At 63.7% G+C, this 23,913-nt stretch carries 28 protein-coding genes; 15 read left to right on the forward strand and 13 right to left on the reverse strand.

Annotated features, from left to right (window positions below):
* Positions 1-23: 23 nt before the first annotated feature.
* A complete protein-coding gene (gene thiL / locus R6U53_RS02570) occupies positions 24-893 on the forward strand; it encodes a thiamine-phosphate kinase (protein WP_410320809.1) in 870 nt (289 codons plus the stop codon).
* A gap of 48 nt (positions 894-941) precedes the next feature.
* Here thiL and R6U53_RS02575 read toward each other — a convergent pair whose 3' ends face one another.
* From R6U53_RS02575 to R6U53_RS02585, 3 genes are all read right to left on the reverse strand, one after another.
* Positions 942-2,114: a site-2 protease family protein gene (locus R6U53_RS02575; RefSeq protein WP_410320810.1), complete on the reverse strand. Its 1,173-nt coding sequence runs from the start codon at positions 2,112-2,114 to the stop codon at positions 942-944.
* Positions 2,115-2,279: 165 nt separating this feature from the next.
* Positions 2,280-2,519: a hypothetical protein gene (locus tag R6U53_RS02580; protein ID WP_410320811.1), complete on the reverse strand. Its 240-nt coding sequence runs from the start codon at positions 2,517-2,519 to the stop codon at positions 2,280-2,282.
* A 290-nt stretch (positions 2,520-2,809) separates the two neighbouring features.
* Positions 2,810-3,592: a molybdopterin synthase gene (locus R6U53_RS02585; RefSeq protein WP_410320812.1), complete on the reverse strand. Its 783-nt coding sequence runs from the start codon at positions 3,590-3,592 to the stop codon at positions 2,810-2,812.
* An 82-nt stretch (positions 3,593-3,674) separates the two neighbouring features.
* On the opposite strand from R6U53_RS02585, the gene pyrH reads away from it, so the two are divergent.
* From pyrH to R6U53_RS02600, 3 genes are all read left to right on the forward strand, one after another.
* The gene (pyrH, locus tag R6U53_RS02590) at positions 3,675-4,358 is read left to right on the forward strand and encodes a UMP kinase (protein ID WP_410320813.1); all 684 of its coding nucleotides are present in this window, start codon (positions 3,675-3,677) and stop codon (positions 4,356-4,358) included.
* Positions 4,351-5,985 (forward strand): lysine--tRNA ligase, encoded by a 1,635-nt coding sequence (gene lysS, locus R6U53_RS02595; RefSeq protein ID WP_410320814.1) that lies wholly within the window; start codon positions 4,351-4,353, stop codon positions 5,983-5,985. The genes pyrH and lysS overlap by 8 nt, the downstream gene beginning before the upstream one ends.
* Before the next feature lie 76 nt (positions 5,986-6,061).
* Complete coding sequence (locus R6U53_RS02600; protein ID WP_410320815.1) at positions 6,062-7,846, forward strand: site-2 protease family protein; 1,785 nt, start codon at positions 6,062-6,064, stop codon at positions 7,844-7,846.
* Between the two features lie 12 nt (positions 7,847-7,858).
* Here the strand turns inward: R6U53_RS02600 and R6U53_RS02605 are convergent, their stop codons facing one another.
* Positions 7,859-8,113: a hypothetical protein gene (locus tag R6U53_RS02605; RefSeq protein ID WP_410320816.1), complete on the reverse strand. Its 255-nt coding sequence runs from the start codon at positions 8,111-8,113 to the stop codon at positions 7,859-7,861.
* Positions 8,110-8,325: a hypothetical protein gene (locus R6U53_RS02610; RefSeq protein WP_410320817.1), complete on the reverse strand. Its 216-nt coding sequence runs from the start codon at positions 8,323-8,325 to the stop codon at positions 8,110-8,112. Before R6U53_RS02610 ends, R6U53_RS02605 begins: the two co-directional genes overlap by 4 nt.
* Before the next feature lie 431 nt (positions 8,326-8,756).
* On the opposite strand from R6U53_RS02610, the gene R6U53_RS02615 reads away from it, so the two are divergent.
* The 5 genes from R6U53_RS02615 (at position 8,757) to R6U53_RS02635 (ending at position 14,041) form a co-directional block, all read left to right on the forward strand.
* The gene (locus R6U53_RS02615; RefSeq protein WP_410320868.1) at positions 8,757-10,604 is read left to right on the forward strand and encodes a heme-binding protein; all 1,848 of its coding nucleotides are present in this window, start codon (positions 8,757-8,759) and stop codon (positions 10,602-10,604) included.
* A gap of 105 nt (positions 10,605-10,709) precedes the next feature.
* Entirely contained in the window at positions 10,710-11,861 is a 1,152-nt protein-coding gene (locus R6U53_RS02620) for a thiolase family protein (RefSeq protein WP_410320818.1), read from the forward strand.
* A 104-nt stretch (positions 11,862-11,965) separates the two neighbouring features.
* A complete protein-coding gene (locus R6U53_RS02625; protein ID WP_410320819.1) occupies positions 11,966-12,460 on the forward strand; it encodes a redoxin domain-containing protein in 495 nt (164 codons plus the stop codon).
* Positions 12,461-12,547: 87 nt separating this feature from the next.
* Positions 12,548-13,750, forward strand: coding sequence for an MFS transporter (locus tag R6U53_RS02630; RefSeq protein ID WP_410320820.1), 1,203 nt, complete (start codon positions 12,548-12,550; stop codon positions 13,748-13,750).
* A gap of 69 nt (positions 13,751-13,819) precedes the next feature.
* A complete protein-coding gene (locus tag R6U53_RS02635) occupies positions 13,820-14,041 on the forward strand; it encodes a hypothetical protein (RefSeq protein WP_410320821.1) in 222 nt (73 codons plus the stop codon).
* Between the two features lie 8 nt (positions 14,042-14,049).
* Here R6U53_RS02635 and hisB read toward each other — a convergent pair whose 3' ends face one another.
* From hisB to R6U53_RS02655, 4 genes are all read right to left on the reverse strand, one after another.
* Positions 14,050-14,637, reverse strand: coding sequence for an imidazoleglycerol-phosphate dehydratase HisB (gene hisB, locus R6U53_RS02640; protein ID WP_410320822.1), 588 nt, complete (start codon positions 14,635-14,637; stop codon positions 14,050-14,052).
* A gap of 76 nt (positions 14,638-14,713) precedes the next feature.
* Entirely contained in the window at positions 14,714-15,445 is a 732-nt protein-coding gene (locus R6U53_RS02645; protein ID WP_410320823.1) for an N-acetyltransferase family protein, read from the reverse strand.
* 398 nt (positions 15,446-15,843) lie between these two features.
* Complete coding sequence (locus R6U53_RS02650) at positions 15,844-16,653, reverse strand: HpcH/HpaI aldolase family protein (protein WP_410320824.1); 810 nt, start codon at positions 16,651-16,653, stop codon at positions 15,844-15,846.
* Positions 16,654-16,931: 278 nt separating this feature from the next.
* Entirely contained in the window at positions 16,932-17,111 is a 180-nt protein-coding gene (locus R6U53_RS02655) for a hypothetical protein (RefSeq protein WP_410320825.1), read from the reverse strand.
* A 303-nt stretch (positions 17,112-17,414) separates the two neighbouring features.
* On the opposite strand from R6U53_RS02655, the gene R6U53_RS02660 reads away from it, so the two are divergent.
* On the forward strand, positions 17,415-18,458 hold the full coding sequence (locus tag R6U53_RS02660) for a hypothetical protein (RefSeq protein WP_410320869.1): 1,044 nt from the start codon (positions 17,415-17,417) through the stop codon (positions 18,456-18,458).
* Positions 18,459-18,465: 7 nt separating this feature from the next.
* On the opposite strand, the gene R6U53_RS02665 is transcribed toward R6U53_RS02660, so the two are convergent.
* The 3 genes from R6U53_RS02665 to R6U53_RS02675 all read right to left on the reverse strand — a co-directional run bounded on the left by R6U53_RS02665 (position 18,466) and on the right by R6U53_RS02675 (position 19,274).
* Positions 18,466-18,840, reverse strand: a complete 375-nt coding sequence (locus R6U53_RS02665; RefSeq protein WP_410320826.1) for a cupin domain-containing protein — start codon at positions 18,838-18,840, stop codon at positions 18,466-18,468.
* 61 nt (positions 18,841-18,901) lie between these two features.
* Entirely contained in the window at positions 18,902-19,150 is a 249-nt protein-coding gene (locus tag R6U53_RS02670) for a hypothetical protein (RefSeq protein ID WP_410320827.1), read from the reverse strand.
* Positions 19,143-19,274, reverse strand: a complete 132-nt coding sequence (locus tag R6U53_RS02675) for a hypothetical protein (protein WP_410320828.1) — start codon at positions 19,272-19,274, stop codon at positions 19,143-19,145. The genes R6U53_RS02670 and R6U53_RS02675 overlap by 8 nt, the downstream gene beginning before the upstream one ends.
* Positions 19,275-19,543: 269 nt before the next feature.
* Here R6U53_RS02675 and R6U53_RS02680 point away from each other — a divergent pair, with 269 nt between their 5' ends.
* The 4 genes from R6U53_RS02680 to R6U53_RS02695 all read left to right on the forward strand — a co-directional run bounded on the left by R6U53_RS02680 (position 19,544) and on the right by R6U53_RS02695 (position 22,236).
* The gene (locus R6U53_RS02680; RefSeq protein ID WP_410320829.1) at positions 19,544-19,759 is read left to right on the forward strand and encodes a DUF1328 domain-containing protein; all 216 of its coding nucleotides are present in this window, start codon (positions 19,544-19,546) and stop codon (positions 19,757-19,759) included.
* Between the two features lie 152 nt (positions 19,760-19,911).
* On the forward strand, positions 19,912-20,646 hold the full coding sequence (locus R6U53_RS02685) for a hypothetical protein (RefSeq protein ID WP_410320830.1): 735 nt from the start codon (positions 19,912-19,914) through the stop codon (positions 20,644-20,646).
* A gap of 213 nt (positions 20,647-20,859) precedes the next feature.
* Positions 20,860-21,699, forward strand: a complete 840-nt coding sequence (locus tag R6U53_RS02690; RefSeq protein ID WP_410320831.1) for a ferritin-like domain-containing protein — start codon at positions 20,860-20,862, stop codon at positions 21,697-21,699.
* A gap of 291 nt (positions 21,700-21,990) precedes the next feature.
* Positions 21,991-22,236: a PRC-barrel domain containing protein gene (locus R6U53_RS02695; protein ID WP_410320832.1), complete on the forward strand. Its 246-nt coding sequence runs from the start codon at positions 21,991-21,993 to the stop codon at positions 22,234-22,236.
* Positions 22,237-22,273: 37 nt separating this feature from the next.
* On the opposite strand, the gene R6U53_RS02700 is transcribed toward R6U53_RS02695, so the two are convergent.
* Positions 22,274-23,134, reverse strand: a complete 861-nt coding sequence (locus R6U53_RS02700) for a UbiA family prenyltransferase (RefSeq protein ID WP_410320833.1) — start codon at positions 23,132-23,134, stop codon at positions 22,274-22,276.
* Between the two features lie 131 nt (positions 23,135-23,265).
* Between R6U53_RS02700 and R6U53_RS02705 the strand changes: the two genes are divergently transcribed.
* Positions 23,266-23,907, forward strand: a complete 642-nt coding sequence (locus R6U53_RS02705; RefSeq protein WP_410320834.1) for a DUF502 domain-containing protein — start codon at positions 23,266-23,268, stop codon at positions 23,905-23,907.
* The last annotated feature ends 6 nt before the right edge of the window (positions 23,908-23,913 follow it).

The following is a 23,913-nucleotide window of genomic DNA, read 5'->3' on the forward strand; positions in this document are numbered from 1 at the left end:
GTCCGGCCGGTCGATCAACTGCCATGGACGAACGGGCGGCCCTCTCGGTCGTGGGCAATGTGGTTTCGGCGGCCGGCGACGACTGTGCGGTGATCGACGGCCTCGTCGCGACCACGGACATGCTCCACGAGACGACCGATTTTCCGGACGGAACGACGAGATACACCGCCGGCTGGCGCGCCGTCGGCGCGTCGCTCTCGGACGTCGCCGCGATGGGAGCGGAGGCGACGGCGGCGCTGGCGATCTACGCCTCGCCGTCGTTCGAAACCGCGGAGATCGAAGCGTTCCTCGACGGCTGTCTCGACGTGTGCGCGGCCGTCGACGCCGAGTACGTCGGCGGCGACCTCGACGGCCACGAGGAGTTCACCGTCTCGACGACCGCCCTCGGGCGAACTGACGCGCCCGTCTACCGATCCGGGGCGGCACCCGGAGACGTTATCTGTGTGACGGGAACCCTGGGTCGGAGCGGGGCCGCTGTGCGGCTCTTCGAGGGCGGAGAGACGGAGCGGGCGAACGAGCTGTTCCGGTTCGAACCGCGGGTCGCCACGGGGCGATCGATCGCGCCGTATGCGAGTTCGATGATGGATTCGAGCGACGGGATGGCCCGATCGCTCCACCAGCTCGCCGAGGCGAGCGACTGCGGCATGTCGGTGTCGTACGCCGATGTCCCGGTCGACGACGCCGTCGAGGCGGTTGCAGCCGATCCGAGCGAGGAGCGCGAGCTGGCGATCCACTTCGGCGAGGACTTCGAGTTGGTGTGCACCGTTCCCGAGGAGTCGCTGGCCGAAGCTGCCGATGCGAGTCCTGCGGCGCTGACGCCGGTTGGGAGCGTCACCGACGGCGGCGTTCGGATGGACGGTGAGTCGCTCTCGGATCGGGGGTTCACTCACTGATCGGCGACGGGTGGATGAAACGGTTGGCGACGGACGGATAATACGGGGCTACGGACCGATGATCTCGATCGGAACGGGCGTGAAACAGAGGACGCCGAGGAGAAAGGTGAGCACGCCGATCGCCATCCGCGCCGGGTCCAGCGGTTCGTCGAAGACCGGCGTGACGAGGCCGACGTAGGCCAAAAGCAACGTGATGAGGCCCCAGAACGCCCACAGGATAGGGGCGTTCGAGCTCGCGTCGGTAAAGAAGGCGAGATACGCCGCCAGCCCGAAGAGCCCGCCGGGAACGAGCGAGGCGATCGTCTCGGCGCGCTCGCCGACCATCGATCGGACGATGTGCCCGCCGTCGAGTTGGCCGACCGGGAGCAGGTTCAAGAACGTCACGAAGAGGCCGACCCACGCGCCGAAGATGACCGGGCTGGCGACGAGACCGGGGTCCTCGTAGGTGAGCTGTTGGCCGGTCGCCCACGCGAGGAACTCGAGCAGCGGCGGATAGCCGAGTTGGAGTTCGATCGCCGTCTCGCTCTCTCGGACGTACTCGGGGACCTGCACCGGATCGAGGTGGAGGCCGATCACCGCGACGCAGATCGCCGCGGCGAGCCCCGCGAGTGGCCCCGACACGCCGATGTCGAAGAGCGCCTTCCGATCCGGGATTCGCCCGCGCATGGAGATCAGCGCGCCGAACGTACCGATGAAACTCGGTACCGGGATGAAATACGGGAGGCTCGCGTCGACGCCGTGGTACCGAGAGAGTGCGTAGTGTCCCAGTTCGTGGACGGCGAGGACGCCGAGCACGGAGAGCGCGAACGGCCAGCCGGCGAGCAGATCGAGCGGACCCTCGATCTGCTCGTAGTACCAGATCGAGCCGGCATAGAGCGTCGTCAGCACCGTCGCGAGAAACATCACGAGGTTCGTCCAGGGGATTCCGTCGACGCCGAGTCGACGCGGCTCCGCGACGAGCGCGCGGCGCGTCTCGCCGATCTCGACGCCGGTTATCGGATCCGGCTCGCTGTCGCGAACCGTGTCGAGTCGGACCTCGTAGCCGTGCTCGCGGAACAGCGGCCAGACCTCGCGTTCGAGCCGGCGAATCCCGATCTGTGGGTGGCCGTAGTAGACGATTCGGCCGCCCTCTTCGACGGCGATATCGGTGGTCCGAAACGCGGGGAGGAGCGACTCCGGCGGCGGCCCGGCGTGGTCCGACGACCGATGCGGGGGATCCATCGGTCGAAGGAACGTGTCTGACAGAAATAAATCCCCTGTCGGCGGCCGATGCTACCGGACGATACCGTAGAGTTGCTCGACGGGAGGAACGTGGCGGGAACCGGCGGGCGGCCGGTGTCAGTCTGCGGCGATCGTCGCGAGCGTCCTACAACTCGCGTGTTCGGCTTATCCCTGCGTGACTCGCCAGGTGGTCGCGGACGTGTAAGACCACTTTTCGATCTCGAGATCGGGCGCGGAATCGCGGAGTTTCACCATCAGGGCCCCGATCTCCTTCGGGGAGAGCTCCACATCGTCGGCGATGAACTTGCCTTTTATATACACCTCGCCGTCCTCGGCGCGCTGGCTGAGATACCGGCGAAGTCGTGTTTCTTTACTTTCGGTCGCTGGGTTCGTTGTGACGCTCATGTCTGACACCTCACTCCCCCCTTGCCGCCGGATGAGTATATAAAGGGGAGAAACTTCGGATGCGTTCGGCTCGATTTGCTGTAAATCGTGGATGCACCGAACGTTTTACAAATCGTTAAGAACGTCGCGGACAATTTAAAGACGTATCTAAGACTTTCTTTTATTTATAACACGAAGAAATATACTCTACATTTTCGTCGGGGGGAGCAGTGATAAAACACGGGTTTCGGGTGGTAGCACGCCCATGTAACCCGAGATCTCCAGTGGAAATTGTGGGCCCGCCGACAGGATCACTCCCGATCGTGAACCCAAAACTCCTCGGCATCGGTGACTTCCTTTTTGAATAGCGGAACCTCGTCTTTCAGCCGATTGATCCCATCGCGGACCGCGTCGAAGGCCTCCCCGCGGTGGCCGGCGAGAACGACGACGAACACGATATCCTCGCCTCCGAGGACCCGGCCGGTCCGGTGGTGCAATCGGACGTCTAACACGCCGTCGCGCTCCTCCAGTTCGGTTTCGATGGTGTCCATCTTCGTCTCGGCGACGCCCTCGTACTTTTCGAACTCGAGATAGTGCGTCCGATCGTCGTCGGCGTTCTCCTTCGCGCGGACGCGCCCGGTGAACGTGGCGATCGCTCCGGAGTACGCCGCCGCGTCGGATCGTTTTACCGCGGCGACGAGCGATTCCAGCGTCTCGTACGACTCGGTGCCGTGAATCGCTTCGATCGCGGCGTCGGTGTCGAGATCGTCTACGCTCGCCGCGGAGACGAGCGGATCCGAGGCGTCCTCGTCGCCGACCACGAGCGCCGGAAATCGTGCGTCCGGCACCCCGAGCACGAACGCGTAGTCGTGATCGGGTGCCAGTCGATCGACGGCATCGCCAGCGGAGAGTCCGTCACCGCTCGCGTGCCACTCGTCGTCGACGACGTACTCCGTCGTCGAGCGGGCGAGCGTTCGACTACCATCCGTCCGCGAGGGGTCGGCGCGCACGATTCCGACGCGTCCGTCGACCGCGGCCGCGAGCCGGGAAGCCGCCGGTTCGGCGTCCGAGCCGAGTAGTGATACGGTATACATACCCGTTCGTACGGCTCCGGGCGCTTGTAGGTGTCGGAGGGCTTGACAACCCTTAAGAGCGAAACCCGGCAACCGTTCGGTAATGAGAGTTATCGTTTCTATCGGTGGGAGCGTTCTCGCCCCGAATCTCGATGCTGACCGGGTCGACGCACACGCGAACGTTATCGACGGGTTGGTCGCGGACGGTCACGAGGTCGCAACGGTCGTCGGCGGCGGCGGTGTCGCACGTCGCTACATACAGACGGCGCGGGAGATCGGTGCCACCGAGTACGATCTCGACTCGCTGGGGATCGACGTGACCCGGCTGAACGCCCGCCTCCTGATCGCCGCCCTCGATCGCTCCGCGACACCGGAACCGGCCGAATCACACGAGGACGCCCGCGCCTCGCTCCGTCGCGGCGAGGTCGCCGTGATGGGCGGGACGACGCCCGGCCACACGACCGACGCCGTCGCGGCGCTGTTGGCGGAGATGGTCGAGGCGGACCTGCTCGTCTTCGGGACGAGCGTCCCCGGCGTCTTCTCGGCCGACCCGAACGCCGATCCCGACGCCGAGCGCTACGACGAACTGACGGCGAGCGAGCTCGTCGACGTCATCGCCTCCATCGAGACGGCGGCGGGCTCGAACGCCCCGGTCGATCTGCTCGCCGCGAAGATCATCGAACGGTCCGGACTGCGCGCCGTCGTGTTGGACGGTTCCGAGCCGTCCCGGATCGCGGCGGCCGTCGCCGACGAGGCCGACGGGACGGAGGTCCTCCCGGATGAGTGACCCCTACGGCACCGGCGACGGCGAGCATCGGGCCTTTTGGGCCGATGCCATTGCGGATGAAATCGAAGCACACAATCCGGAGGAGCCGATCGTCATCAAGGGTGGCGTCTCGCCCTCCGGTGTTCCGCATCTCGGGCACTTCAACGAGATCATGCGGGGATACTTCGTCGCCGAAGCGCTCCGAGACCGCGGCCACGAGGTCCGACAGGTGTTCACCACCGACGACAAGGATCGCCTCCGAAAACTGCCGCGCAAGCTCGCGGATCTGGAGTGGAACGTCGTCGGACTCGGAGCTGTCGATGCGGGCGCGCTCGGCCGGAACCTCGGCAAGCCGTACACGGACATCCCGGACCCGTTCGGTTGCTGTGACTCCTATGGGGCGCACTTCACCGAACTGTTGCGCCGATCCGCGGCGGCCGTCGGCGTCCCGATCGAGATGGTCTCGAACACGGTCCTGTACGAGTCCGGTCGGTTCGACGACGCGGTTCGACATGTCTTCGAACACCGCGAGACGGCGCGAAACGTCCTCTCGGAATTCCAGGACAAGGTCGACGAGGAGTACGTCCCCTTTTTTCCACAGTGTCACGAGTGCGGCAACCTCACTGAGACGATCACCGCGATCGACCTCGACGCGGAGACAGTCGACTACGTCTGTACGGACGTCGAGGCGGGCGACGATGTCATCGAAGGCTGCGGCCACGAGGGGACGGCGACGTTCCGGGAGGGAAAGCTCCCGTGGCGCTTCGAGTGGCCGGCGCAGTGGCTGACGCTCGGCGCCGACTTCGAGCCGTTCGGCAAGGATCACGCCGAGGGATCGTGGCCATCCGGAGAGACGATCGCCCGCGAGGTGTTCGGGTTCGAACCGCCGGTTCCGATGGTCTACGAGTGGTTCACGCTCAACGGCGACGCCCTCTCCTCGTCGGCCGGCAACCTCATCACCGTCGAGGAGGTCCTCGAAATCCTCGAGGTCGAGGTGTTGCGGTACTTCTTTACGAAGAATCCGAAGAAACAGCGCGATTTCGACATCCGACGGCTCGACCGACTCGTCGACGAGTTCGATCGGTTCGAGCGGATCTACTTCGGAGAGGAGGACGCCGCCGAGACCGAGACGGAACTCGCCGAGCGTGCGTACCCGATGGTCGTCGACGACGCCGACTCGCATCCGATCCGCATCCCCTACACGTTCGCCGCCGTCCTCGGGATGACCGACGACCGCGATCTTCGCGTGCAGATGGCGCAGCGTTCGGGACACCTCCCCGAGGGCGCGACGGACGCCGAGATCGACGCCGCCTTAGAGCGCATCGAGAACGCGCGAACGTGGGCGGTGCGTACGGACAACGAGTTCAATTACCGACTCGCCGAGAAGCTCCCCGAGACCGACTTCGAGGAGGAGACCGCGGCCGCGCTCGACGAACTCGCCGCGTTCATCGAATCGGAGTCACCGGACGAGGAGGCGCTTCAAAGCGAGATTTACGAGACGGCTCGCCGGAACGACGTCTCGGTCGGTGAGTTCTTCGGCGCCGGCTACCGGCTGTTCCTCGACGGAGACGAGGGGCCTCGACTCGGCCCGTTTCTCGCGGCGATGGACGACGCGTTCGTCGTTCGACGGCTCCGACGCGAGGGATAGTCGTGGTGCGAGGACGCGCTGTCCGGGCTGTCGGGACGGAACGACTTTTCAGTGCCCGAAACCCTACGGATAGACAATGAGTACGCTGCTTTGGATCGCCGTCGGAATACTGCTTTACACCTCCGTGGCGATGGCGCTCGAATCGCGCGGGCTGTTGCCGGCCTCGTTCAACGTTTCTGGGCCGATCGTGACGATCCACACGAAGCGCGGACGGGCGTTTCTCGAGTGGATCGCGACGCCGAAGCGCCTCTGGCGCGCGTGGGGAAACCTCGGCGTCGGAATCGCCCTCGTCATCATGGTCGGCTCGTTTCTCGCAGTGTTGCTCTCGGCGCTTGCGACGCTCTCGGAGCCGCAGTCGGCCGGGTTCGTCCGCCCGCAGGACGCCCTCGTCATCCCGGGTGTCAACCAGTTCCTCCCGTGGGAAGCGGCGATCGATATCGTCATCGGCCTGCTCGTCGGGTTGGTGGTCCACGAGGGCGGTCACGGGCTGTTGTGTCGCGTCGAGGACATAGACATCGAATCGATGGGGGTCGCGTTTCTCGCGTTCATCCCGATGGGTGCGTTCGTCCAGCCGGACGAAGAGAGTCAGAAGGCGGCCGACCGCGGCGGCAAAACCCGGATGTTCGCGGCGGGCGTCACCAACAACTTCCTCGTGACGGCGATCAGTTTCGCGCTGCTGTTCGGCATCGTCGCCAGCCTCGTCACCGTCGCTCCCGGCGTCGCCATCGGCGGCGCACTTCCCGGGTCTGCGGCCGAACAGGCCGGAATCGACCGCGGTGACGTGCTCGTCGGAATCGACGGCGAGGAGATCGACGACGAGAGCGAATTCAACGCCGCGCTCGCCGACGCCGACCGACAGGTCACCGTCGATCGCAAGAGCGGCGACCCGGTGACCGTCGATCGGAGCCTCATCGTCACCCGGGCGGTCGTCGATGGGCCGATCGAGACGGGGAGTCGAATCGAACGCGTCAACGGCGAAGCGGTGTTCACCGAATCGGAGTTTCAAACGGCGCTTTCCGGGCGGGAAGTCGTCGAGTTCGGAGTGAACGCCGGTAACGGGAGTGACGACGAAAGCGTTCGCATCCCGGTCGGCGCCTTCGTGAGCACGGTCCCGAGCGACGGACCGCTCGGAGCTGAAGGGGCACCGGACACCGCGATGATCGTCCACAGCGTCGGCGGCGAGCGGATCACCGACCACGAGTCGCTCTCGGCGGTGCTCTCGGAGACCGACCCCGGCGAAACCGTCGAGGTGGTCGCCTACCACGGAAACGAGGATCCCTGGAACGGCGAGCGACACGTCTACCAGGTGACGCTCGACGAGCATCCGAGCGAGGATCACGGCTTCCTCGGCGTCGGCGGGATTCAGATGGGGACGAGCGGCATCGTCGTCGACGATTTCGGCATCGATACGTATCCGGCGGATCAGTACTACGCGATGTTGGGGGGCACGGGTGGCGGTGGCGACCCCGTCACGACGTTCGTGACGCGGACGTTCGCCGCGCTCGTGTTACCGTTCATGAGCATGATCGATCCGACCGTCAGTTTCAATTTCGCAGGCTTTAACGGAGAGATAACGAACTTCTATACGGTTTCGGGACCGCTGAGCGCCGGCGTCGTCTTCGGGCTCGTGAACGCGCTCTTTTGGACCGGCTGGGTCAACATCAATCTCGGCATCTTCAACTGCATCCCGTCGTACCCGCTTGATGGCGGACACATCCTCCGATCGTGCGTCGAAGCGGTCGTGTCTCGACTGCCGGGCAACACCAGTTCGGTTACCGTTGGAGCGATCACCACAGCGATCAGCGCCGCGATGATCATGAGTCTGCTCGCGATGCTGTTCCTTCCGTGGCTTCTGAGCTGAGAACTCGCGTGATCAGGGTCGCGAGACGCGCCAAAGCGACCGTTGGGACGTAGAATAGCGAGAAATCCGAAGCCCGGGGACTTCCCCCGATAGCTCCCGCAACTGTCGTTCGATTTCGGCCGGAGGGCGTTCGAGGCCGTCGGCGAGCCGATCGCCGTTGACGTGGAGAGCACCGTTTGCGCGCTCGGCTTCGGCTCGCAAATACGCCGCCAACCGTTTCGCATCGTGAGTCCGGTACGCGGACTGGGTCGAACGAGTTCGCGTCATTGACCCGGCGAGTGTCCGTGCCCGACGACGGCGCAGACGACGTTCACCGCCAACGCTGCGGCGAGCGCGAACGGGTACTGACCGGCCACGCCGGCCACGAGTCCGGCGATAACGACAAGCGGGAGGACGGCGGTGGCCCAGAAGGCGGTCGCACGAACGCCGTCGAGCAGGCGATCGACCCAGGCGGTGACGGAACTCTGTTCATCAGTCACGGGAGGGGCGGAGTGGGGCTGGGATTGGGTGGCGCTCGACATCGGTGGTCTCCTCTGGTCCTATCTATAGCCGGCGATCCGTATATAAACAGCAGAGCCTTCGCGTCGATTCAGGATCGTTCGCCGCGTTCACGACGGTTTAGTGTATTCCTGATTCGTTTAACGACGTTTCTAGCGACCGTTTTATATTTTATAACCACTCTAGAGACTGTATCTCTGTCGAGATGGTTGACACACAGCGCGCGTCGAATCCGTCTCGAAACGAACGATCGACCGTCCGAATCGAGTACAGCCACGGTGAACCTGTCATCGCGCGCGACTCACACCGCCTACGACGTTTCGTCTTCGGACCGGGAATCCACGGACAAGTCAACGACTTCACTCATGGGGCGATGACAAGCCCCATTATTCACGCGGCCGAACCGGTCGGCATGGAGCGACGGAAGCCACCGGGGACCGAGGAAGGATGGTACGCGTTGCACGACCTGCGACGGATCGACTGGGACGGTTGGCGTGCGGCCCCTGACCGCGAGCGCGAGCGAGCGCTCACGGAGGGAATCGAGCACCTCCGATCGCATGTCGACCTCGCGGACGCCGAGGAGGGCGGCTCGGCGGTGTTCTCGGTCGTCGGTCACAAGGCCGATCTCATGGTTTTGCATCTCCGGCCGACGCTCGAAGCGCTCGATCGGGCCGAGCGTCGGTTCGAGTCGACGGCGTTCGCGGAGTTTACCGAGCGTGCGAGTTCGTACGTCTCCGTGACCGAGGTGTCGGGGTACATGCACGAGGAGTTGGTCGACGGTATCGAGGACATCGAAGATACAGGCATGCGAAACTACATGCAACAGCGCATCTACCCGACGATTCCCGACGCCGAACACGTCTGTTTTTATCCAATGGACAAACGCCGCGATCCGGAGTACAACTGGTACGATCTCCCCCTCGACGAGCGCGCCGAGTACATGTCCGCCCACGGCGACATCGGCCGACAGTACGCCGGCGAGGTGAACCAGATCATCACCGGCAGCGTCGGCTTCGACGACTACGAGTGGGGCGTGACGCTCTTCGCGAACGACCCCACCGACATCAAACATCTCCTCTATGAGATGCGCTTCGATCCCTCCTCCTCGAAGTTCGCGGAGTTCGGTCCCTTCTACGTGGGTCGGCAGTTCCCGCCGGAGGATCTGCCCGCGTTGCTCGCGGGCGAGACGGTGCCGACCGACGGGGCGGGAGAGGCGGTGACCGACGACGCCGAATCGAGCCTGCGCGAGAGCACGGACGACGGCGGAACGTCGTCCGGCCGTCCGGACACAAGCGCCGCCCACGAGGACGTCGACGCCGAAACGATGGCCGGACGGCTCGCCCGGTTCGGGATCGATCTCGACGAACACCCGGAGGCGGGCTACGGTCTCCTGTTTACCGCCGACGCGGACGCCGAGGCGCTAACCGGGGACGTCGGAGGGCTCCGCGGGAACTTCGATCACTACGATACGCACGTGTTGACGGCCGTTCGAGCTGACGCCGGAACGACGGCCGTCGTCTCGCTGTGGAAAAACGAACGTGCGGCGAACACCGCGAGCGGCTTTCTCGCCGATCTTCCGGGCGTGAGTTCCGGCGTCGGCGCACCGCTCGACGGCGAGAGCGAAGCGAGCGACGGCGCGGAGACGGACTCACACGGCACCGACGCCGACGACGACATCCGCGGCGAACTCGACGATCTCGACATCTACGCCGGCAAACCCCACGGCGAGGACGTCTACGCGATGGTGCTGTACTCCGAGGCGGAACCCGAGACGGTCCGCGAGGAACTGGCCTCACTCGCCGAGCGATTCGATCACTACGACACGCACGTCAAGTCGGCGGTCTACGCGAACGAACACGGCGGCGAGCGCTCGGCGGTCGTCTCCATCTGGGAGACGAAGGACGCCGCGGACACCGCCAGCGGATTCCTCGCGGACCTCCCCGGAATCGTCGCTCGCGCCGGAGCCGACGAGGAGGACGGATTCGGGACGATGGGGATGTTCTACACCGTCCAGCCCGAGCACCGCGAGGGCTTCGTCGAGACGTTCGGGGAGGTGGGCGGATTGCTCGCCAAGATGGACGGCCACCTCGAAACCGACCTCATGACGAACCTCGACGACGAGAACGACATGTTCATCGCGAGCCAGTGGGAGAGCCGCGAGGACGCGATGGCGTTCTTCCGGTCGGACGCGTTCAGAGAGACGGTCCAGTACGGCCGCGAGGTGCTCGCCGACCGGCCGCGACACGTCTTCTTGGCGTGATCGACGGATAACCGTTAACAACGGACGCCGAGTCTGAATAAATACTTTACAGAGAATAGCGGTTTGAGCAAGGGGTTTAACGTAGTGGATCGACGATGTACGCGTATGAGTGACAACACGCCAGTCGTGGTCAAAGCGTATCGCACCCCGTTCGGAAAGGAGGGCGGCGTCTTCGCCGACGTTCGACCCGAGGACCTCTCGATCCCGTTGATCGATCGGATCCTCGAGGAAACCGAACTGACGGGCGAGGACGTCGACGACCTCAAGTGGGGCTGTGCTCAACAGCGCAGCGAGCAGGGCAACAACATGGCCCGCGTCATCGCGTTGATGTCCGAGTTGGGTGAGGACACTCCCGCGACGACGATCAATCGCTGGTGTGCCTCCTCCGCAGAGGCGGTCATCAACGCCGCTGACGCGATCGCGGCGGGCCAGCGCGAGTGCATCATCGCCGGCGGCGTCGAGTCGATGTCCCGGGTGCCGATGGGCGCGAACAACGAGATTCACCCCGGCCTCAACGACCACCACAACGTCGCCGCGCTGCAGATGGGGATGACCGCCGAAGCCGTCGCGGAGCGGTTCGACGTCTCCCGGGAAACCCAAGACGAGTACGCCGCCCAGTCCCAACAGCGCGCCGTCGCGGCTACCGAGGAGGGTCGCTTCGACGACGAGATCGTGCCGGTCACGGGCCACGACGACGAGGGCGAGGAGATCACGGTCACGAAAGACGAGGGGCTCCGCCCGGGCACGACGGCCGACACACTCGCCGAACTGCCGACCGTGTTCAAATCAGAGGGTACCGTTACCCCCGGTAACGCCTCGCAGATGACCGACGGGGCGGCGGCGCTGCTCGTCACGTCGCGGGCGTTCGCCGAGGAGCACGGCTTCGAGGAACTCGCGGAGATCGGCAACAACGCCGTCGCGGGCGTCGAACCCGAAGTGATGGGAATCGGTCCGATCCCCGCCTGTGAGGACCTCTTCGAACGCTCGGGGACGACGGCGGACGACTACGACTTGGTCGAACTCAACGAGGCGTTCGCCTCCCAGTGTGTCTACTGCCGGGACGAGCTCGGCTTCGACAACGACATCTACAACGTCAACGGCGGCGCGATCGCGATCGGCCACCCCCTCGGGGCGACGGGCGCTCGGCTACCCGTCACGCTGATCCACGAGATGCACAAACGCGACGCGACTCGCGGACTGGCGACCGAGTGCGTCGGCTTCGGACAGGGCGCGGCGATCGAGTTCCTCGTCGATTGACACCCACGAGTGAACTCGTGGGCTTTCTCCTTGATTCTGTAAGTCGGTGCGGAACGGAGGTCGACCGGCGGAGCACTTAGGTCGCGGCCGGCCGCAGCCGGCACATGGTAACTGTCGGAAGCGAGGCGCCGGACTTCACCGTTCCGAAGGCCGGCGGCAATGCGTACAACGACGTCGAACCGTTCACCCTCTCGTTGGCGGTCGGTGACGGCCCGATCGTGTTCGCCTTTTATCCCGCCGCCTTCACGAGCGGCTGTACGGAGGAAATGTGTACGTTTCGTGACTCGATGGACGCCTTCGACGACCTCGACGCGAGCGTCTACGGCATCAGCGTCGACCTTCCCTTCGCACAGAACGTCTGGATCCGCAAAGAGGGGTTGAACTTCCCGATGCTCGCCGACTGGAACCACGAGGTCATTCACGCCTACGACGTGGTGCTCGACGACATGTACGGGATGATCGAGGTCGCCGAACGCAGCGTCTTCGTCGTCGATTCCGACGGGACGATCGCGTATAAATGGGTTCGAGACGGCGACAACCCTGACTTCGCCGAACTCGTCGACGAAATCGAATCGGCGGTCGCGGATCTGCATCCCTGATCGATGCACGGCGGTGCCGACTCGGATGTTCAGTTAACAACGACTTAGTGCGAGCGCCCTGAACCGACCGGCACGACAGATCACCCGATGGAGATTCGAACGACGCTTGGCCGGGAACTGAGGGCGCTTTGGGACGGTGGAACGGGACCGTCGCTCGTGGTGATCGCTACGACGTGGGGGGTGTTGGTCGGGACGCGGATGGTGTACCCCGTCGTGCTCCCGTATCTGCAGGAGGCCTACGGATTCAGCCTCGCAGTGTCGGGCGTCCTCGTCTCAGTCCTGTGGCTCTTCGGGTCGCTCGGGCAGCTACCCGGCGGCGTGCTCGCCGACAGGTACAACGAGCGTACGATCATGGCCGTGAGTACGGCGATCGTCGCGGTGGGGCTCGGATTCGCCGTCACGGCGTCCACGACGACCGTCCTGTTTCTCGCGACCGCGCTGTGGGGTCTCGGATACTCGCTGTATCCCATCGCTCGTATCACGGTCCTCTCGGACCTCTACACCGACCGACTCGGGAGCGCGCTTGGTATGACGATGGCGACGGGGGATATCGGCCAGGCCGTGTTGCCGCCGATCGCGACCGTTCTCGCCGTCACCGTCGCGTGGCAGGCCGGCATCGGGTTCGTCATTCCGCTGTTGCTCCTCGGCGGCGTCGCGATTTATCTCACGGTTCCCGCACGGACCAGCGCGTCGGAGCCAACGGAGACGCGGTCACTTCGCGAGACGCTGGAAATCGCGAGCCAGTTGCGGAAACCGGCGATGGCGTTCATCACCGGAATTCTCTTTTTGTACATCTTCATCTGGCAATCCTTCACGGCGTTTTACCCGACGTATCTGACGACGATAAAGGGACTCTCACCCTCGGTTTCGAGTCTCCTGTTCGGGTTGTTTTTCGCCTTCGGGGTCGTCGTCAAGCCGCTCGCCGGGGCGGCCTACGATCGAATCGGGATGCGAGTCTCCCTGATCGGCATTCTACTGCCATCGGTCGTCGGATTCGGCCTCCTTCCGTTCGTGAACTCCGTTTTGCCCCTCGCGATCGCCACCGTGTTGATAAGTACTATGCTCGGTACCGGGGCGGTCACCCAGTCGTATCTGGCCGACGCCTTTTCGGACGATCTGCAGGGAACCGGCCTCGGCGTCGTTCGAACGGCGGCGGCGACGCTCGGCTCGGCCGGACCGATCCTCTTCGGCTTCGTCGCCGACGCCGGCTACTTCGACGAGGGCTACCTCGCGCTGTCGCTCGTCATGATGGCGGTGATACTCCTCACGGTTCGATCGCCCCGAGCGTAGGACGTGCACATCCCGTGCCGGTGCCCGACGGCACGACAGTATTTTTACGGAGGCGATGAATGAACGGGTATGGTGCTCCCGGAAACGGATACCGGAGTGTACGTCGTTTCCGGTCTCTTCGCTCTCGCCGTCTTCGTCGCCGCGATCGCGTTCGTCGTCAGCCGCACGGCGATCGAACCCACGGCGGGAACGATTCTCACGCTCACCGCCGGCTTCGTCGGGTTTATAGCGGTGTACTTCATCGCGATGGTCGTCTACCGCGAGATCGACGACAGAGAGCAGGCCCGATAGACGCTCGGTCACAGCGTTCCCTTCGTACTCGGCGTGTCGCTCCGACGCTCGTCGAGCCGGGTCGCGTCGTCGAGCGCCCGCGCCAACGATTTGAACAGCGCCTCGATCTCGTGGTGGGCGTTCTCGCCCGTCACTTCGACGTGTAGCGTCATCCCGGCGTTGAGCGCCAGCGATTCGGCGAAGTGTCGCGCCATGTCGCTCGTGAACTCACCGACCGTCGGCTGGGAGAACTCGCCGTCGAAATAAAACCGAGGGCGGCCCGAGAGGTCGAGGACGACGCTCGTGACGGCTTCGTCGAGCGGAATCCGTCTGTCGGCGTATCTGATGATACCGCGTTTGTCGCCGGCGGCCTCGACGATCGCCGTCCCGAGCGTGATGGCGACGTCCTCGACGGTGTGGTGGTCGTCGATGTCGAGATCGCCGTCACACCGGACAGTAAGGTCGAAGAGGCCGTGCTTCGCGAACGCGTCGAGCATGTGATCGAAGAAGCCGATTCCGGTCTCGACCGTGCTGTCGCCGTCGCCGTCGAGATCGATCGTCACCTCGATGTCGGTTTCGGCCGTACTGCGGGTTCGGGCCGCCGTTCGGTCGGTCATACACTCCTCTACTCGCGCTCGTATATGAGTTATGGGCCTTTTGCTGGCGCAGCGACGCGCGACCGCGAGCGAAACGTTAGAACGTGTATGCGAGCATCACTTCGTCGACGAACTCGTCACCGATCGTGTAGTGTTCCTTTCGGACGCCCTCGGTCTCCCAGCCGCGCGTTTCAAGGAAAGCGATCGCCTCGTCGTTGATGATCGGGACGCTGTTGTACACCTTCCGGTACCCGTTCGCCTCGGCCCATCCGAGCGCGCGGTCGACGAGGTTGCCGCCGATGCCGCATCGCTGGTAGTCCCCGCGAACGCCGACGGTCAACTGCGCCGTGCTCTGGAGTTTGTCGAGTTGCGGCAGATCGAGGTGGACCCAGCCGACGACCTCGCCGTCGACGGTCGCGACGAAGAAAACGCGCGATTCGGCGGCGTTGTGGCGGTTGACCGCGTCCTCGTACAGCAACTGTTCTGCGATCGACTCGGCGACGATGTAGGTATCTTCCGCCGTCACGTCCCGAATCGTGTCGATGAGCCCCTCGAAGTCGGACTGTCCCGCCGGCCGGATGACGTACTCGAAGTCGCCGGTCGAGTACGCTTCGACCGAGCCGACGTCGAGGGCGATCTGGAGGGTGCCGCCGTCGTCTTCGAGATAGCCGCGGTCTTTCAGCCCCGAGAGCGCTTCCTGAAACTCGGCCGGTTCCAGCGACGTTATCTCCCGTACCCGGTGGCGGGCCGCCGTTCCGTGCCGCTCGACGTAGCGGTAGATCTCCTCGCCGGCCTCGGTCTCGAAGGTCGGCCGCTCGGACGTTTCCATACCGAACGAAAAGAGCGAGGGGATATTAGCTTTGATTGAGGGCGCCACGCCCGCTCGCTCAGCGAGCGCCGAAGGCGCGAGCAGGGAGGAAATACAGCGCCCGCACGATTTCCTTGCACGTTCTCCGCCCCATGGGTACTCCCCCCGCGGTCGAACGGGCGAGTAAGATGCTCGTCACGTTTCCGGCGTTGGTCACCCGCGAGAAAGAGCGTGCGTCGTCGGTTGTGCCGGAGTGTCGATTCGGGAGGAGTGGGACACTCCGACCCGCCTGTGATAGAAAATCGCCTGCGGAGTCTGGATCCGCTGTGTCCACGTCGGAGGCGCGTTCCGACACAGAAACAGAAAGCTCCGACCTCGACAAGCGAGGGCCGGGAAGGCCCGAGGGCGGTCGAGGGAGTTCACATGTCGGCTCCAGCAGAGAAATCACCTGCAGACGCCTCGAGCCAGTCGGTTACCGTCGCCTGTATCACACCCGTCGTCGACCCTATGTTCACCAGATCGTAGCCGTTCGTCGCCTTCTCGTTGACATCGTCCATCCCGAAGCCGAGTCCGCAAAGGGGGACACCGGCATCGACGGCGGCCGACCGCACCGTTTCGACGGCCTCGGTCACGGCCGGATGATCGAGTTCATCCGGGTGGCCGAGCGAAACCGATAGATCGAGCGGTCCGACAAAGACGAAGCCGAGGTCCGGAACCGAGAGGATATCCTCGATCCGATCGACCGCGGTGGCCGTCTCGACCGTCGCGCCGACGAGCACTTCGGTGTCTTCCGTGGTGACGTACTCGTCGGCGAGTCCCCAGCGTCGCGCCCTGGGTGCCGCGAGCCCCCGGGTCCCCGGGTCGTCCCCGTAGACGAACCGACCGGCACGAACCGCGGTTCGAACCTCGTCGGCCGAATCGACGCGAGGGAGGAACACGTTTCGAACGCCCGCATCGAGCGCCTTCCTGACCATACCTGGGTCCGTACCCGGAAGCCGCACGAGGAGTTCGGTGTCGGTTCCGTCGACCGCACGGAGCAAGCCATCGAGGTCCGCGGCCTCGAGCGGGCTGGGACCGCCGTGTTCTAGATCGATCCACACCGCGTCGATCCCGAGGTCGGCGTAGAACTCGACGAGCGACGGACTGTACGTGTTTTCGAGAATCGAGAGCGCCGTCCGATCGCTCTCGAATCGTCGACGAAGCGCGTTGGTTTGGTTGTCGTGTGACATGATAATCGTCTCCTGTGTGACTGGCCGGTGGTTACGATCGTCCGTTCGACGCCCTTCCCTCGATCGCCTCGAGAGGCAAGGAGGCACCGAGATCGATCCCACACTCGGTCGTGCCGAGCGGCGGGAGGAGCCGCATCGACTGCCATCCACAACCGGGGGTGATACGCCAACCGTCTCGCCTTCTCGCCCGACAGCGACTCGACGAGTGGTTCGATGCGGTCTCTATCCGTGGTGTCTCGAGCTGCCCGTCAGTACCGGGAGGGACCGACGGATCGCGCTCATCGACATGCGTCGAGGGACACGTACGACCCTTGCTGGGCAGTGACCCACTCGGTGATCTGCTTGTCGTCGTCGGGGGCGACCGGGTGGAGAGTACACTCGTCCACTTTGTCGTCGTACTCGACGATAGTCGCCCGGATCAGCTGTCCCCGTTCGCTCGGTTCACCCGTCGGGATCATCGTGTATCTGGGTGGGATCTCTCTCTTAATAGTAATATAATTGGTAACGGGGATCGACGAGTGAACGGCGGCGATTCCGCCACTAACGCGCGATACCGATGTGAGATACCGTGTCTGGACGTTAGATCGACACCGATAACCACCGGCTACACGCTCGTTAGGAACCGGCTAGTTAACAGACGGACCCGAGGATAGCGGATGGTTGCCCGGCGTGTCGACCGCGAGAGCGAGACGGGGCGTAGCCTGCTGGGAGCCACCATCCATGATCGACGAACGCCAACGCGGCGAGCGGAGGCGGATCGAATGAGCGTCGACTCCTTCGAGACGGGACGCAGCGAGACGCGAACCCGCAAAGTCGCCCTCTGGGTACTTCTCCGGGCGAACCGGTGGGTGCTGACGGGCGCAATAGCGCTGGCTGTGTTCGCCCTTCTCGTCTCGTTCAGCCGGGTCGGACTCACGCCGTTGGGAACCATCGTCGAGAATCAAAACGGCGTCAGCTATCTCTTTTCGGCGTTCATCGGGACGATCGTCACCGGAACGTCGATCGTCGTCATGCTCAACCAACTCGTGCTCTCACAGGAACTGGGGGCGTTCGGCGATCAGCGCGAACGGATGGAGAACTCGATGGCGGCCCGCCGGGACGTCGAAACGGCGATCGACGACGGAGTGAGTCCACCCGAACCCGCAGCCTTTCTGTTCGATCTCGCGAGCGCGATCGAAGCGCGTGCAGAGGCGCTCGAAGCGGCGGTACGCCACGAGGGCGACGAGATGCACCGCGGAGACGTGATCGAGTACGCCCGAGAGCTCGCACACGACGCCCGGCAGATACAGGAGAACGTCGAAAACGCGGAGTTCGGGACGTTCGACGTCGTCTGGAGCGCGCTCAACTTCGAGTACTCCCACAAGATTCACGCCGGCCGAAAGCTTCGCGGCGATGTCGGTGACTCGCTCTCCGAAGAGGCGAGAGATCACCTCGACGGCACGATCACGCTCTTGATCCTCTTCAGCCCGGTACGTGAGCACTTCAAGACGCTGTACTTCCAGTGGGACCTCATCGAGCTCTCGCGGGCGCTGTTGTACATCGCGGTGCCGGCGCTGGTCGTGATGGCGATCTTGAACATGTACGTTGACGCGGCCGCACTGCCCGGAGCGACGCTCGGCGTCGACGATCTCGTCTGGATCACCAGCGCTGGGTTCGTCGTCGGAATCTCGCCGTTCGTCGTCTTCACGGTCTACGTCCTCCGAATCGCGACCGTGGTGAAGCGAACGCTGGCGATCGGATCGTTCGTTCTTCAGACGACGGAGCGAAGCGTCGAGAGGCCGCGACGGGACGACGACGAGCGATGACGCGTCGCTACTCGGCGATCGGTCGTCCGTCGTCGGTGAGGGCCGGCGCGCCGACGACGAGCCAGACGTGTCGCCCGTCGTCGGAGTCGTTGAATACCTGCCGCGGCGTCTCCGGCGGCACGCAAAGCGCCGTCCCCTCCTCAACCGTCAGAATCTCCTCACCCAGACGTATTCGCCCGGGCCCCTCGAGAACGTAATAAAACTCCTCCTGTTCGTCCTGACGGTGATAGCTCATCCCATCGCCCGGATCGAGATACCACACGCGCGGGCGCATCTCGGTGCAGCCGAGGATATCGGCGAGGTTCACGTTGGGCGTTCCGGAGATCTCCGAAGGCTCCGTCTCGGTGTCGTCCGGCTTCGCGATCGCGTACTCGGCGGTCATGGGGACTCGAAGTCGTCGGGAGGTCCTAAACCCCTCGGTACATCGAACCGGACGGGAGTAGCTACTCGGCGTCGGCCGTGTACTCGAGGCCGGCGAACGTGTCGGTCAAGCCGTCCTCTTTCACCATGGCGGTGATCACCTCGGAGGTCGACTCCCCGGACGCGAGATGTCGGGACGTGATCCGTTGCTCTTGGGTTTCGGTGAACTCCTCGGAGCCGGTCGCGTCGATGAAGATGTCTCGGAGCGCCGCGTATCGATCCTCCTGGTGCTCTGAGGCGTGACCCGGCTGATGGATCTGACTCTCAGACATCGGCAGATCCCCCGAACGATCCAGTTGCGTCGTCCGGTTCACCGACGAGTCCTTCGACTGGCCCCTCGCTCGGGCCGAAGCCGATCAAGCCCTCGCCAACTGTGGTACTCGCTTCCACGATCATTTCGTGCGTGTTACCACAGATGCCTATAAAAACTGGACAGATAGTTCATCATAGTTCGAAAAAGTAAGGGGACGTTCCATCCGTTAGGACGTCTGTAGCTAAGTAGTAGCGCGATAAACGGGCACTGACGGCGGTATGCACCGTCGACCACCCTGTTAGGGAGTTCGCCGACGATCCGTCGAACGCGCCACGCACCCACAGCCGGAATAGGCCGAAGATACCGATCATAGTAAGATAATAACTATGCCGTAGTCGGGTGTCCGGTCGTTATGACTACACACGGCTCGATACTAGCGGGGAATTCCGCGTTGCTACCGGCAGTTCCGCTCCAGGGCAGCTTTATCGAACTCGCAATCCTGTTCGTGATCCTCGCGATCGTCGCCGCGGTACTCGGCGCGCGTGGCGTCGCCGGCCTCAGCATGACGATCGCGAAGTGGTTCATCATTCTCTTTATCGTGCTGGCGATTATCTCGCTGGTGCTCTAGTCGGTTCGCGACTATTTTTCAGCCGTATAGGGTGAGCGAAGTAGGGTAGGGTAGGGTAGTTTACCCGCGAGGGCTCGATCGGGAGCGACCGGACCCGGAGACGGAAGCGTTATACTGACACTATTCCAACGCCCGGTAGCGACTGGCTAGCCATGGACGCAGAGCGCGAGAACGACGACCCCCGGATGACGGCGACGTACGTGCGACGGATACCGGCCGGGGCGAACGCGCTGACGCTCGTCGGAGTCGTCCACGACCATCCGGCAAGTACGTATCGTGTCAAGCGGACGATCGAAAAACGAGATCCCGACATTCTCGCGTTGGAGTTGCCACCGATCTCGCTCCCGCTCTTCGAAGAGTATGCCCGATGCAGTTGGGATCCACCTCGACTCGGTGGCGAGATGAGTGCCGCGATCCAGACCGCCCAAACCGACGAGGTGATCGGGATCGACCGACCGACGAACGATTTCTTCGGACGGCTCCTTCGACGGCTCGTCCAGGAGCGACCGTCAAGAGGGACGGTTCGTGCAGTCATCTCGAACGCGCTCTCGGTGACCACGCACGCGGTCGTCTGTCGGTTGGTCGCCGCGGTCGCGCTCCGGACGACCATCCGTCTGGAGGTCGATTCCCCGGTGGGACACGAGATCGACTGGCGGGAGCCCCCGGACGCGCAGGCGAACGACGAGCGAAGACAGGTTCGTCAGGCGCGCGCGTTCGCGAACGCGTTCGGAGCCGCCGACGGTACGCGCGCGTCCCGGCTCGAAGACGCGGCACGGGAGGACCACATGGCCGAGCGGCTCTCGAAGCTTCGTAAACGCGGAGGCGTGGTCGGCGTAGTCGGGATCGAACATCTCGATCCGTTAACCGAACGGCTAGATAGCCGGTGAGTCGAGCGGAGGCAGCTATCAGCGGGTTAAATATCCTGACAATCACGTGCGGTTCCACTACTGTGTGTTCAACGACGACTTACCGGCACCCGACGATGGGTGGTATCTATATCCTGTATAAGAAAATAGCTGATAGGTTTTTTCGAGTAAGCGTGTCAGATCGAAGAGGAGGCCATTTATAACAAATTAGGGTCGCGTCGTAGCGTAACCGTGGTGAATCCAGACGAAACCAGCGGTGAGCAAACGGAGAACAGGACGTACAACAACACCCGACGACAGTTCGTGGCCGGATCAGCCGGAGCGCTCGGGGGGCTGGCGGTCGGCGGCGCGCTCGCCGGTCCCGCATTCGCCCAGGAGGGTGACGGAGGGGAAAACGGAGACGGTGATGAGGCCGACAACGGTGACGACTCCGAGGAGATGCCCGATAGCGAGTTCGAAGACGATATCGACGTACTCAACTACGCGTTGACGCTCGAATATCTCGAAGCCGCGTTCTATCGACAGGGCCTCGAGAACATCAGCGAGGAGGACTTCTGCAACTGCAAGGCGCTCAGCGAGGAGAGCCACCTGCGTGATCGGTTCATGGACGAGTTACAGACGATCCTCGAACACGAGGAGGCACACGCCGAAACGCTGGCATCGACGATTCAGGACCTCGGTGGCGAGCCGATCGAGGAGCCGGAGTTCGACTTCGGACTCAGAGTGCAGTATCCGATGGTGTTCCTCGCGACGGCGGTGCAACTCGAGGACGTCGGCGTCTCGGCGTACGCGGGGGCAGCGCCCTCCATCGAGAATCCCGATGTGCTTGGGCCCGCTCTCGGGATCCACAGCGTCGAAGCGCGACATGCGTCCTTCGTGCGGACGCTGAGCGACCAGACGGGGTTCCCGAACACGATCGACGAAGCGCGATCCAGAGCGGAGGTTTTGGAGATCGCGAGTGCGTTCATCGTCGACGACAGCGATGATGGTGATGACGGGGATGACGACGGTGATGACGATGGCGATAACGGAGACGACAGCGATAGCGACGACAGCGACGACAGCGACGAGTGATCCCCCCGAATCGACGGACTGACCGACCGCGAACGCGATAGCGGTCGACCGGTACGGCTCGGTGTGATTCGGCCGTTCGATTTTTTCTGAGGCTCGCGGAAGCTTGCGATTACAGTTCCCGTACACGAGCCACGGGCGAGGCGGCGTTGATATCGGAGTCCTCGCGCAACGCAAAACACGATAACGCACGGTCATCGATCCGTTCACAGCGAGTAGCACGACCTTATTACTTCACGGCGAACGACACATCGATGCATAACAAAGCCCGGCAACGGGGTAGCTCGAAGCGCAATGGAGCGAACGAACATAACGGACGACGACGAGGGGAAGCGAGTACTCAACGCGAACGGCGACGAGATCGGCATGGTGACCGAGGTGAAAGACGGCAAGGCGTACGTCGATCCGGATCCGGGGATCACGGACAAGCTCAGATCCAAACTCGGGTGGGGGGACGCCGACGAGGACGATTATATCTTGGAGAGGGATCGAATCGACACGATAACTGACGACGAAGTTCGGCTCAAACACGAACTGTAGTCCGGTAGCGTTCGAGGGGCGAACCGGACGACAGCTTTTAGAAAAACTGCATTGCGACCACGAGGAGGGCGAGAAACACGTGTTCGCCGTCGATGACGAACCCGTAGAACAGCGGACCACGGTCCTCGGTCGCGAAGGGAACGTAGGCGGCGACGTACGCGAGGAACGCGAGCAAGACGAGAAACCGTCGGGGAACGACTCCGAGCGCGACGAGGCCGACCACGAAGACGGCGACGAGACCGGTCACCGCGAGAGCACCGAGCCGTGTCTTTCGAAGCCCGAAAACGATCGGAACCGTCCGGATCCCCTCCTCGCGGTCGCCCTCGATGTCCTTGATGTCGAAGACGGCCGCTGCGACGGTCAACATGACGGTGAAAAACGCGGAGAGGAAGACGATTTCGGGCGTGAGACCGGTTCCGTAGTAGACGGCGACACCGAGTGGGATGATCCCCCACGAAACCCCGACGATGAGGTTCTTCACGAGGAGGAGCTGTTTGACGCGAAACAGCGAGTACAGGGCGGCCGCGACGGCGGGCAAGACGAGAAACGGGGCCCCGGGGAGACCGAGGGCGAGCGCCCCGCCGATAGCTGCGAGATACAACATCATGCCGACTGCGAACAGGATACGTCCGTATCGTTCCGTGAAGTCGGCACGGTTCGGGACGTTCGTTCGATCCTCGTCGAGGTCGGTGATCCGGTTGAGACTGTAGACGAAAAGCGTCGCGGCGAACACGATGAACAGCGCGACCGGATCCGGGGGCAACCCCACGAGCAGGATCGTCGAAAGGGCCACGCCGGTCGCCGCGGTGGAGATGAACAGATTGCTGTGGACGAGAAACGCGAGCGCGGCTACGAGGAGCGCTGTCGTCGGGCGTTCGTCGGCGGTTGGTCCTGCCATCCGAAACCGGATGGCGTGGATACGTGACCGAGGCGGTTGACTCTTTGCGTCGGGGCGTCCGCCGAGGGATCGCCGGGTGGCCTCTCCGACAGTCGAAGCGCTGATTACCCGGCGGGACGAGGTACGGACGAATGCTGCCGTCTTCGTGGAAACGAGATATCGCGAGCGGGCTCATCGTGCTCGTCCCGCTTTTGGTTACGGCTTATGTCGTCGCCTTCATCTATCAGGCGATCGCCAACTTACCGTTCCTCGAAACGACGCTCGAGGGGCTCCCGGTCGCCGCTAGGGTGCTCATCACGCTCGTGCTGTTCGGATTGCTCATTCTCGCCGTCGGGTATCTGATGCGGACGACCGTCGGCGATCTCCTCGAGGAGACCCTCGACGGCTTGATGAACCACCTTCCGGGGCTTCGAGTGGTGTACAACGCCTCGAAGATGGCGGTCGAAACCGCCGTCAGCGGCCCCGAAGAACTCCAGACGCCGGTCAAACTCGAAACGTGGAACGGGATGCGGATGACGGCGTTCAAGACCGGAAAGACGACCGAAGACGGCCGCGACGTGCTCTTTTTACCGACCGCGCCGAACATCACGACCGGGTTCGTCGTCGAAGTCGAACCGAGCCGTTACACCGAGATCGACGAATCGGTCGAGGACTCGTTGACTCGCATCCTGAGCGCCGGTTTCGGGGAAAACGAGGATCGGGGGATCAACATCAACGTCACCGAGGCGTCCCTTTCGTCGAGATCTGACGGCTCGGCCGCCGACGAGAGCTGATCGCCG

The sequence above is a fragment of the Natronomonas sp. genome (assembly GCF_046483325.1).
Lineage (GTDB): Archaea > Halobacteriota > Halobacteria > Halobacteriales > Haloarculaceae > Natronomonas.

Excerpts from the sequence above, each read along its gene's own strand:
- thiL (WP_410320809.1), top strand. The coding sequence starts at position 24 with ATGGACGAACGGGCGGCCCTCTCGGTCGTGGGCAATGTGGTTTCGGCG.
- R6U53_RS02575 (WP_410320810.1), bottom strand. The coding sequence starts at position 2,114 with ATGGATCCCCCGCATCGGTCGTCGGACCACGCCGGGCCGCCGCCGGAG.
- R6U53_RS02580 (WP_410320811.1), bottom strand. The coding sequence starts at position 2,519 with ATGAGCGTCACAACGAACCCAGCGACCGAAAGTAAAGAAACACGACTT.
- R6U53_RS02585 (WP_410320812.1), bottom strand. The coding sequence starts at position 3,592 with ATGTATACCGTATCACTACTCGGCTCGGACGCCGAACCGGCGGCTTCC.
- pyrH (WP_410320813.1), top strand. The coding sequence starts at position 3,675 with ATGAGAGTTATCGTTTCTATCGGTGGGAGCGTTCTCGCCCCGAATCTC.
- lysS (WP_410320814.1), top strand. The coding sequence starts at position 4,351 with ATGAGTGACCCCTACGGCACCGGCGACGGCGAGCATCGGGCCTTTTGG.
- R6U53_RS02600 (WP_410320815.1), top strand. The coding sequence starts at position 6,062 with ATGAGTACGCTGCTTTGGATCGCCGTCGGAATACTGCTTTACACCTCC.
- R6U53_RS02605 (WP_410320816.1), bottom strand. The coding sequence starts at position 8,113 with ATGACGCGAACTCGTTCGACCCAGTCCGCGTACCGGACTCACGATGCG.
- R6U53_RS02615 (WP_410320868.1), top strand. The coding sequence starts at position 8,757 with ATGGAGCGACGGAAGCCACCGGGGACCGAGGAAGGATGGTACGCGTTG.
- R6U53_RS02620 (WP_410320818.1), top strand. The coding sequence starts at position 10,710 with ATGAGTGACAACACGCCAGTCGTGGTCAAAGCGTATCGCACCCCGTTC.
- R6U53_RS02625 (WP_410320819.1), top strand. The coding sequence starts at position 11,966 with ATGGTAACTGTCGGAAGCGAGGCGCCGGACTTCACCGTTCCGAAGGCC.
- R6U53_RS02630 (WP_410320820.1), top strand. The coding sequence starts at position 12,548 with ATGGAGATTCGAACGACGCTTGGCCGGGAACTGAGGGCGCTTTGGGAC.
- R6U53_RS02635 (WP_410320821.1), top strand. The coding sequence starts at position 13,820 with ATGGTGCTCCCGGAAACGGATACCGGAGTGTACGTCGTTTCCGGTCTC.
- hisB (WP_410320822.1), bottom strand. The coding sequence starts at position 14,637 with ATGACCGACCGAACGGCGGCCCGAACCCGCAGTACGGCCGAAACCGAC.
- R6U53_RS02645 (WP_410320823.1), bottom strand. The coding sequence starts at position 15,445 with ATGGAAACGTCCGAGCGGCCGACCTTCGAGACCGAGGCCGGCGAGGAG.
- R6U53_RS02650 (WP_410320824.1), bottom strand. The coding sequence starts at position 16,653 with ATGTCACACGACAACCAAACCAACGCGCTTCGTCGACGATTCGAGAGC.
- R6U53_RS02655 (WP_410320825.1), bottom strand. The coding sequence starts at position 17,111 with ATGATCCCGACGGGTGAACCGAGCGAACGGGGACAGCTGATCCGGGCG.
- R6U53_RS02660 (WP_410320869.1), top strand. The coding sequence starts at position 17,415 with ATGAGCGTCGACTCCTTCGAGACGGGACGCAGCGAGACGCGAACCCGC.
- R6U53_RS02665 (WP_410320826.1), bottom strand. The coding sequence starts at position 18,840 with ATGACCGCCGAGTACGCGATCGCGAAGCCGGACGACACCGAGACGGAG.
- R6U53_RS02670 (WP_410320827.1), bottom strand. The coding sequence starts at position 19,150 with ATGTCTGAGAGTCAGATCCATCAGCCGGGTCACGCCTCAGAGCACCAG.
- R6U53_RS02675 (WP_410320828.1), bottom strand. The coding sequence starts at position 19,274 with ATGATCGTGGAAGCGAGTACCACAGTTGGCGAGGGCTTGATCGGCTTC.
- R6U53_RS02680 (WP_410320829.1), top strand. The coding sequence starts at position 19,544 with ATGACTACACACGGCTCGATACTAGCGGGGAATTCCGCGTTGCTACCG.
- R6U53_RS02685 (WP_410320830.1), top strand. The coding sequence starts at position 19,912 with ATGGACGCAGAGCGCGAGAACGACGACCCCCGGATGACGGCGACGTAC.
- R6U53_RS02695 (WP_410320832.1), top strand. The coding sequence starts at position 21,991 with ATGGAGCGAACGAACATAACGGACGACGACGAGGGGAAGCGAGTACTC.
- R6U53_RS02700 (WP_410320833.1), bottom strand. The coding sequence starts at position 23,134 with ATGGCAGGACCAACCGCCGACGAACGCCCGACGACAGCGCTCCTCGTA.
- R6U53_RS02705 (WP_410320834.1), top strand. The coding sequence starts at position 23,266 with ATGCTGCCGTCTTCGTGGAAACGAGATATCGCGAGCGGGCTCATCGTG.